This window comes from Streptomyces sp. NPDC058751, from assembly GCF_042746485.1.
GTDB lineage: Bacteria > Actinomycetota > Actinomycetes > Streptomycetales > Streptomycetaceae > Streptomyces.
In genome coordinates this window covers 1-9351 of record NZ_JBHYPZ010000087.1, presented here as the reverse complement: position 1 = coordinate 9351, position 9351 = coordinate 1, and the positions used below count along the sequence as shown (strand labels likewise).

Here is a 9351-nt window from a genome sequence, read left to right as displayed (position 1 = left end):
CCCCCTGCCCCCTTCCCGGTTCATCCCCGGCCCACTGATCCCCAGGCGGCGAACTTCTCCAGCACCCGGACGGCCCGGACGGGCCCGTCATGGCGCGCGGTCCGGCCGGACAGCTCCGCCAACGTGGCGCGTACGTCCGCGTCGGCGGCCAGCCCTGTGATCGCCTCCCGCAGTTCCACAGCCGATGCGGAAGGGTCCACCACGATGCCGGCGCCCAGCTCTACCAGTCGCCGGGCGATGGTGCGTTGATCCCAGAACGACGGCACGAACGCCATCGGCACTCCCAGAACCAGGCCTTCCAGTGCCGAGTTCATGCCGGCGTGGGTCAGGAAGACGTCGGCGTGCTCGAGAACCGCACCCTGCGGCACATGACGGCGAGCCGTCACGTTCTCCGGGAGCTCGCCCAGTTCCCCGGGGTCGGTGTGCGACGTGGCCAGCACGACACACCACTCCGTCCCGGCGAACGCCTGCGCCACGGCCCGGAAGAACTCCGCCCCGCGGGTGGAGAAGGTGCCCGTGGACACGTACAGCGTGGGCCCCTTCTCGATGTGCTCCCAGGGCAGCCGGTTCGGACCGTCCCGGTCGGTGTCCACACGGTCGGCGACTGCGGGGCGCAACGGCCCCACGAAGTGGTAGCGGTCGTCGAACGAACCGTGCTGGGGCTGCAGTTCGGGGACGCTGTTGACCAGCACGAGTTCGGACCGGGCGGCCGGGTCACGTACCGCCGGGTGTCGGCGCAGCAGCCGAGAGCGCCGTAACAGCCGCACCGTGCGGGGTGCCAGTCGTCGGGCCATGTCCGCCAGGATGACCTCCTCGTTCAGGGCGTACGTCACGTACAGCGCGGCACTGCGGGTCCCCGTCGCTCGTGCCGCGTCCGCGCCCCAGGGGGCCATCGCATCGGCCACGACCACGTCCGGGCGTACCCGGCCGATCTCCCCGGCCAGCCGGGCGGTCAGCTTGGCCCGTTCCTCCGCAACCCGGTGCCGGTCCTCCCGCGCGGCCCGCGCGGAGGCGACGACGCCCCGCCCGACGGGCGGCTTCGGTATGCCCGCCCGCGGTTCGATCTCGACCTCGGTGACCTCGCAGCCCGATTTCCGGAACTGCTCGGCGAACGGCGGACTGATGGCCACCGTGACGTCGTGACCGCGGCTGCCCAGTTCGGCGGCGAGCGCGGCCATGGGAAACACGTGCCCATGCAGAGGAAAGGGTGCGAGCAGCATTCTGCTCATTACGTGAAGCTCCTTCCTGAAACTTCGAATTTCACCCTTGCGAAGAAATCAATAATGCTCTTGTTGACCGCTTCCGGGCATTCGAGATAGCCGTAGTGACCGGCCCTCTCGATCAATTCGAAGGTTGCTCCGGGAATGATGTTCGCAAGTTCTCTTCCGTGGTTCGGCGGAGTCAGCAGATCGTCCGCGAAGGAGATGACGTGGCAGGGAACGCGGATCTCGGAATAGGCGGCGAGCCGGTCCGGCATCGGCTCCAACGACATCTGGGCGCGAACTCCGGGTGCGTGGTCGATGCGCCGATGGGCGAGTTCGAAGAGGTCCAGCCAGTCGACCACGGCTTGTTCGTCGCCCAGGGTGTGCGGGGAAAGCGAATGCATGGCCTGGACCGCAGCTCGGTAGCGGGGTGGCACCTCGGTGTCGCAGTCGTACAGTTCGAGCTCGGCTCTGGCCAGTGCGGCGCGGAACGCGTCACTGCGTCCGCGGCTGGCCATCAACACCGCCTCCTGCACCAACTCGGGTCGCTTCAGGGCTAGTTCTTGAACAACGTAGGCACCCATCGATGTGCCTACCAGTCGGACGGGGCCAAGACCGAGGTGCTTGATCAAGCTGGCCGTGTCCGCGACCAGGTCGCCCACGGAGAATCCCTCGGGGCACTCATCGGTCGGCGGGATTCCCCGGTTGTCGAACGTGATCACGCGGTACCCGGCCGCTTTCAGCGCGGGTACCTGGTGCGTGTGCCAGATCCGGCCGCTGCCCGCGGTGCCCATCACCATCACCACCGGGTCACCGACGCCGACGTCGTTGTAGTGCAGCCGTATCCCGTTCACCGCAGCCACCGGCATGCCGGCCTCCTCCCTCTCGGTTGTGCCGTGTTCATGGATGTCCCACTCACCAGCCGCCCGCCAGGACCTCGGTCCGCAGCCCCGGCGTGGCGGCGATCTCCGCCGGGGTGAACCGGTCGGCCACCCAGCGTCCCGCCGAGAACAGCCGCGTCTGGTCGGCGTAATGGGGCGAGTGCGGGTTGGCGGACTGACCGTAGGTGAGCAGGGTGGCCGCCCTCGGTCCACGCCCGCCGGGGAACGCGACCACCTGGATGAAGCTGGAGCCGTGAACCACCTCGGTGTTTCCGGCCTTCGGGTCCCACACCGGGGTGATCACATCGAGTACGCCGAGGAAGTGGGGCGCTCCGTGCACCGGGATGCGCTCACCGTTGCGGGTCACGTACTGGTGGTCGCCGAGCCGACCGTCGAGCGGGATGCCTGCGGTCCGCAGTTCAACCGCAGTGTCGCCGAACGCCTGCTGGACCTCGGGCCGTTCGTAGGTCACCCCCTTCGGCGTGCCCACCGGGTCGGCCGCGTCGAACGGCGTGCGCCAGGTCCCGCCGGGCACCGAGGCCAACCGGGCGACGAAGCGGGCAAAGAGCAACGAGCCCCTGCTGTCCACTCGGTAGGTTCCGTCCCATGCTGCCAGGGCCGCACAGCCGTCGGTCACGTCGACCGGCCCGCCGGCCGACGGGGCCAGACCATCGGGGAAGGCCTGGCACATCCGGACGATGTCCTCGGCGATGAGCGTGGCGACGCGGCTGTGGTCGCTAAAGAGCGTCTGCTGCATGGTGCCCAGCGAGAAACCCTTGCCCGGCAGTCCGTCCGTGCCCGCAATTCTGCGTTCTGTCGCCGTGATGGCCTCTTGGGTCCGGGCGGAGCGCCGGGTCGCGGTGTCCCCCACCACGCGGGGGTAACCGGTCAGTGGCACACGGGGGTTGGTGAGCCAGGGGCTGTCGTTGGCGTTCGTAACGTAGTCGTCGCGGGTCAGCGTGGGCAGCGCCGAGGGACCGAGAATCCCCGACTGCACCGCTTCGTGATCGCTGCCCCAGGCACATGCGCTACGACCGCCGTCGAGGATGGGAATGCCGCTGGCCGGGAAGACCTGGCGGCCTAGCGGGGTGCTGCACTCCTGGGCGAGTTCGTCGGTGACATGCGGGACGACCTGCAGATCGGCGTAGAACGCCCGGCCGCGACGGTCCGTGGCCACGGTGTTGACCCAGGGCAACCCCTGGGTGCGGGTGAGGGCGCGGCGTACGCCGTCGGTGTCCTCGGCCCGGTCCAGGCCCAGCCAGCTGTTGAGCAGCCGCAGGTTCCCGACGTTGGGGTCGTCGAGCGAATACGCCGTCGCTCCCCAGGGCAGCGGCACTCCGGGGCCGGCGGTGACGACGGGCCCGTAACGGGTCGACCACAGGGTCCGTTCCACGGTTCGGGTCGTACCGTCGTCCTCGCGCACCGGCACGGAGACCTTGGTCACGCGCATGTGCTCCGCCTTGCCGTCGACCAGGTAGCTGGTGGGATCGCCGGGCAAGATGGGCACTTCGTGGAGTCCGAACGTGGCGGCGGTGGCCACCGTGTGGCTCCAGGCGACGTTCTCGTTGTGGCCGATGGCAACGACGGGCAGGCCCAGCAGGGACGCGCCGGAGACGTTCAGCTTTCCAGGGATGGTCAACTGACTCTGCCAGAACCGGCGGGCACCCTGCCACGGGTAGTGGGGATTGCCCAGCAGCACGCTGCCGCCGACGGTCGATCCGCTGTCCCCGACCCCGATCGCGTTGCTGCCAAGGCCCTGATCCTGGCGGGTCGCCCGCAGCGCGCGCACCATGCGGGCGGCGGACGGGCTCTCGACGGAGGCGCGCGTCGTGGTCGCTGCAGTGGGGGGCTGCGCACCGACGATGCCATCGATGGCGCTGCCACTGCCGGAGATGGTGGCGATCGCATGCACATGCCGGTAGACGTCGAGTTCGGTGATGGGCCGTACCCAGTCGGCGCCCCGGCAGGCCGGGTCGGTGATGCCGTCCGCACCCGTCTCGCGCAGGTAGCGGTTGTAGCCGGCCGCGTAACCGAGCACGAGCTGGGCGACCTCGGGATCCGGGCCGGTGGGCGGCGCGCTGCGCGCGAGTCGCCGCACCACCCCGCTCGCCTCGACCGCACGGAAGTACAGGTCGCTGTTGAGGCTGTCGGCTGCCGCGCCCACAGCGGAGTTGGCAGCGGAGCCGGGGCCCAGGTGGCGGGAGCGCTCACCCCGTACGGTCATGTAGGCGTCGGCGAGGAGACAGATGTTGTCCTTGGCCGCCGCGTAGCCGTAACCGAGGCCCAGGCCCCGGTAGTCGGACGCTTGTATGTGCGGGATGCCGTACTCGGTGTAGTGGATGACGACGTCCGAGCGGGTGCCCTGGTCGGCCGAGGCCGGCGAGGTGCCGGGCGCCGTCACCGTGGCGAGGGCGAGCAGGCCGACGACCGCCGTGCGGAGCCGGGTCGCCAGGGTTGTTCTCGGGTATGTCATGGGCTGGGGAAACCTCTCTGATCACACCGTGCGGCGCCGCACGGCGGCCGCGGCCGCCCGCCCCGGTCGGCGGGCGGCACGCGGTATCTGCTGTACGGGCCCGGGTCAGGCCGCGCCCTCCATCGCCGCGATCAGGCTCTTGGGGCGCATGTCGGTCCAGTTCTCGTTGATGTGGTCGAGCGCGGACTGGCGGTCGGTCTCGGGAAGTTCGACGTTCCAGCCGGCCGGCACCTCGGCGAATGCGGGCCACAGGGAGTACTGGCCCTCGTCGTTGACGAGAACGAGGTAGGTGCCGTCGTTGTCCTCGAACGGGTTGCTGCTCATCTGGCGGTTTCCTCCTGGTTTGATGTACTGCGTCGGGTGTCTTGCAGGAGTGGGCGGTGGGGTCACCGCCCGGCTTCACAGGGCGCCGTGCAGCGCCTTGCCGATGGCGGCGAGCGCCTCGGGATCGGAGAGCATCGCGCCGTGCGTGGCGTCGATGTCGTGGTTGTGGACTGTCCCCGTGACCAGAGGCCGCCAGGCACGCGCCGTCATCAGGCCGCGGACCTCCTCGGGGAGCGCTGCCCCGGGGGTCTCGCGCAGGGCGTTGAAGAACGTCAGGTCGCCGCTGAAGAGGGCGGGTTCGAAGGTGCCCATCAGGCGGTCGTTGCGCGCGTACACCCGCATCACGCCCTTCAGGCCACGCTCACCCAGGGCCGCCATCGGGTGGTTCTCGCGCTCCAGATGACGTACGTACCGGGCAACGAGACCGTCGATGTCTTCCCTCAGCTCGTCGAGGTCGAAGGCGAAGCCGGGCAGTAGGGAGCCGGCGAGCAGCTCGTGTTCGGACACGTCCGGGGCAACCAGTCCCGCGACCGGCGGGTAGGCGTCGACCACGGCCAGCAGGCTCACCTCTTCGCCGAGGTGCTCCAGGCGCGTGGCGACAGCGTGCGCGGCGAGCCCGCCGAAGGACCAGCCGAGCAGCCGGTAGGGGCCCGAGGGCTGGACCTCGCGAATGATCCGCGCGTAGTCGTCTGCCATCTCGGCGATCGAGGACGGCAGGGCATCCAGATCGCTCAGCCCGCGGGCCTGCAGCCCGTACAGCGGCTGGTCGGGGTCCAGATGGCTGAGCAGTCCCGCATAGCTCCAGCTCGTACCGGAGCCCGGGTGGATGCAGAACAGGGGCGGCCGGCTGCCGCGCGGCCGGAGCGGCAGCAGCGTGGTGAACGGGTCCCGGGTGACGTCGGAGGCGATCTCCCGGGCGAGGCCCGCCACGGTGGGTTCCTCAAAGACGCTGCGCACGGACAGCTCGACGCCGAAGGTGGCGCGGACTCGCTTCACGAGCTGGGTGGCGAGGAAGGAGTGTCCGCCGAGCTGGAAGAAGTCGTCGTCCACGGCCACGCCGGCCAGTCCGAGCAACTCGGCGAAGAGCCCGCTGAGGATCTGTTCCTCGGGGGTTCGCGGGCCGCGGTCGCCGCTCCGGTCGGTGTCGGGGGCGGGCAGCGCCCGCCGGTCGAGCTTGCCGTTGGGGGTCAGCGGCAGCGCCTCGAGTGCGACGAAGGTGGCCGGCATCATGTGGTCGGGCAGGCTGCGCCCGAGGTGGGTGCGCAGCTCCGCTGTGTCAGCCAGGCCCGCTCCCGCCGGCACCACGTACGCCACCAGGCGCTTGCCCTCTCCGTCCGTGCGCGCCACCACGGCGGCACGGTCAACCGAGGGGTGTCGGCTCAGCACCGCCTCGATCTCGCCGGGCTCGACTCGGAAGCCGCGGATCTTGACCTGTTGGTCGACACGGCCCGCGTACTCGAGACGACCGTCCCGGTTCCAGCGGACCAGGTCGCCGGTACGGTACATGCGCTCCCCGGGAGCGCCGAAGGGGCAGGCCACGAACCGCTCTGCGGTCGGCCCCGGCCGCCCCAGATACCCGCGGGCCAGTCCGGCGCCGGCGATGTGGAGCTCGCCGATGACGCCCGGTGCGACCGGGCGCAGCGCGGGATCGAGCACGTACATCCGGGCGTTGGCGACGGGCCCGCCGATGTCGGGGGCCGCGGCCCACAGGTCCGGGTCACCAGGCAGCACCCGGCCCGTCATCACATGGGTCTCGGACGGGCCGTACTGGTTGTGCAGCCGCCGCTCTGGGCGAGCAAAAAAGGCGCGCATCGTGTCGTTCGGCACGAGGGCCTCTCCCGACTGCACGACATCGCACAGTGCGGGCAGTTCGAGGCCCAGGTCGTGGGCCGTGCGGCACACGGCGTCGACGACGAGGTTGGGGGCGAACAGTTCCTGCACCCCGTGACGGTCGAGCCACCTGACCAGTTGCTCGGCGTTCCTGCGGGTCTCCTCTGGGCACTGGACGAGCGTCTTGCCGTACAGCAGGGCCGAGCACATCTCCTGCACGGAGCCGTCGAAGCTGATCGGCGCGTACTGGGCGGTGATCTTGCCTTCGCCGCGCGGCACGACCGGGTCCTGCCAGGTGACCAGGTTGAGGATTCCCTCGGCGCGCATCTGCACGGGCTTTGGCTGGCCGGTGGAGCCGGAGGTGTAGATGACGTACAGGGGGTGGTCGGGCAGCAGGGGCACCCACCGTTCGTGCGGGGCGATGTCGGCAGCCGAGCGGGAGGCGACACGGCGGGCCACGACCGGGTCGTCGACGATGAGCGTGTACCGGTTCCGGGGTCCCTCGGGCAGGCCCGCGGCGACGGCAGCGTCGGTCACGACGACGCTCGGTACGGCGTCGTCGAGCATGTACGCGATGCGGTCGGCCGGATAGGCCGGATCGACCGGTACGTATGTCGCCCCCACCTTGAACACCGCCCAGACGGCCGTGATCAGCTCCATGGAGCGGGGCAGGGCCACCGCCACCCGGTCCTCGGGGCCGACACGGCGTGCCATGAGGTCGCGAGCCAGCCGGTTGGCCGCGGCATTGAGTCCGGCGTAGTCGAGCTGGTTGTCGCCGTCGATCACGGCGGTCCGGCCGGGAGTCCGCGCCACCTGCTCCTCGAAGAGCTGCGGCAGGCTGCGCCAGGGCACGGGGCTGTGCGTGGCGTTCCACCCCTGGAGCACCTGGCGGCGTTCGTGCGGCTCCAGGACATCGAGCTGCCCGATCTTCTGCTTGGGGTCGGCGATCGCTGCTTCGAGCACCCGCAGCAGCCGACCGGCCAGGGTCCGTACGGTCCCCTCGTCGAACAGGTCGGCACTGTAGCCAACCGACGCGGTGAGGAACCTCGCGCCGTCCGAGCCTCTGAGCTGTTCGGCGAAGGAAAAGACCAGGTCGAACTTGGCGGCGTCGATGCCCACGGAGCGGCGGGACGCGACGAGACCGGGCAGCGCGACCCCGGTCGCGGCGGACTCCTGATCGTTGTTGTCGTAAGACAACTGCACTTGGTACAACGGGTGGCGTGCCAGTGAGCGGCGCGGGTTGAGCACCTCGACGATCCGGTCGAAGGGCACGTCCTGGTGGGCGTAGGCGGCCAGGTCGGTCTCCCGCACCCGGGTGAGGAGTTCGGTGAAGGCCGGGTTCCCAGAGGTGTCGGTGCGCAGGACCAGCGAGTTGACGAAGAAGCCGATCAGTTCACCGAGCATGTCGTCGGTGCGACCGGCGACCGGCGTGCCGATGGGGATGTCGTGGCCAGCGCCAAGGCGGCCGAGAAGGACCGCGAGCGCCGCCTGGATCACCATGAACGGGGTGGTCCTGCTGTCGCGGGCCAGCCGTTCCAGGCCCGTGCGGAGCATGTCCGGGACGTCGAACTCGACGGTGCCGCCACGATGGGTGGAAACGGCGGGGCGCGGCCGGTCCGACAGCAGCGCGAGTTCCTCCGGAAGGTCCTCCAACGTTCGCATCCAGTAGGACAGTTGGTGTGAGATCGGCGAGTCGGGGTCGTCCTCGGTGCCGAGTGCTTCACGCTGCCAGAGGGTGTAGTCGGCGTACTGCACCGGCAGCGCGGTCCACTGCGGGGCGGTGCCGGCCGAACGCGCGGCGTAGGCGGAGGTGAGGTCCCGTACGAGCAACGGCATGGACCAGCCGTCCCCGGCGATGTGGTGCATCAGCAGGAACAGGACTCTCTCGTCGCCCTCGCACTCGAACAGCCAGGCCCGCCAGGGAACCTGGGAGTCGAGATCGAATCGGTGCCTGGCGGCGGCCGCGACCCGGGCGTCGATGTCGGCACCGGCGACCCGCTCGACGATCAGCTCGGGCCGGGCCTCGGCTCCCTTGAGGACGGACTGGTAGGGGCCCTCTCCGTCCTCGGCGAAAACGGTGCGCAGAGCCTCGTGGCGTTCGGCCACGTCGGCGAGGGCGGCGCGCAGTGCGTCCGCGTCGAACGGGCCGGTGAGGTGGAGTGCGGCCGGGATGTTGTACGTGGGGTTGGCGCCCTCCACCTTGTTGAGGAACCACAGCCGTTGCTGGGCGTAGGACAGGGGCATCCGGTCCGGGCGTGGATCGACCCGCCGTACCGCCACGCGGGCAGCGGGGGCCGTGCGGTCGAGGAGCAGGGACAGAGCGGCGACGGTGGACGCCTCGAACAGGTCACGGATGGACAGCTCCGCACCCAGGACCGTACGGATGCGGCTGACCAGCCGGGTGGCGAGCAGGGAGTGGCCACCGAGTTCGAAGAAGTCGTCGTCGATGCCCGGCCGTTCGACGCCGAGAACCTCGGCGAAGAGCCCGCACAGGATCTCCTCCCGGGGGTCGCGCGCGGCACGGCTTCCCGCACCGGCTTCATACACGGGTTCGGGCAGGGCGCGGCGGTCGAGTTTGCCGTTGCCGGTCAACGGCAGCACATCCATCGACACGAACGCGCCCGGCACCATGTACTCCGGC

Annotated in this window: 5 protein-coding genes; all 5 read right to left on the bottom strand. The window is 70.1% G+C overall.

The window, feature by feature from the left end:
- Positions 1-20: 20 nt before the first annotated feature.
- Entirely contained in the window at positions 21-1229 is a 1209-nt protein-coding gene (locus ACFW6B_RS40795) for a nucleotide disphospho-sugar-binding domain-containing protein (RefSeq protein WP_386604952.1), read from the bottom strand.
- Complete coding sequence (locus tag ACFW6B_RS40790) at positions 1229-2071, bottom strand: alpha/beta fold hydrolase (protein ID WP_386604950.1); 843 nt, start codon at positions 2069-2071, stop codon at positions 1229-1231. Before ACFW6B_RS40790 ends, ACFW6B_RS40795 begins: the two co-directional genes overlap by 1 nt.
- 46 nt (positions 2072-2117) lie before the next feature.
- Entirely contained in the window at positions 2118-4556 is a 2439-nt protein-coding gene (locus ACFW6B_RS40785; RefSeq protein ID WP_386604948.1) for a penicillin acylase family protein, read from the bottom strand.
- 105 nt (positions 4557-4661) lie between these two features.
- Entirely contained in the window at positions 4662-4880 is a 219-nt protein-coding gene (locus ACFW6B_RS40780) for an MbtH family protein (RefSeq protein WP_386604945.1), read from the bottom strand.
- 75 nt (positions 4881-4955) lie between these two features.
- The coding region (locus ACFW6B_RS40775; protein WP_386604943.1) for an amino acid adenylation domain-containing protein at positions 4956-9351 on the bottom strand (4396 nt) is incomplete at its 5' end.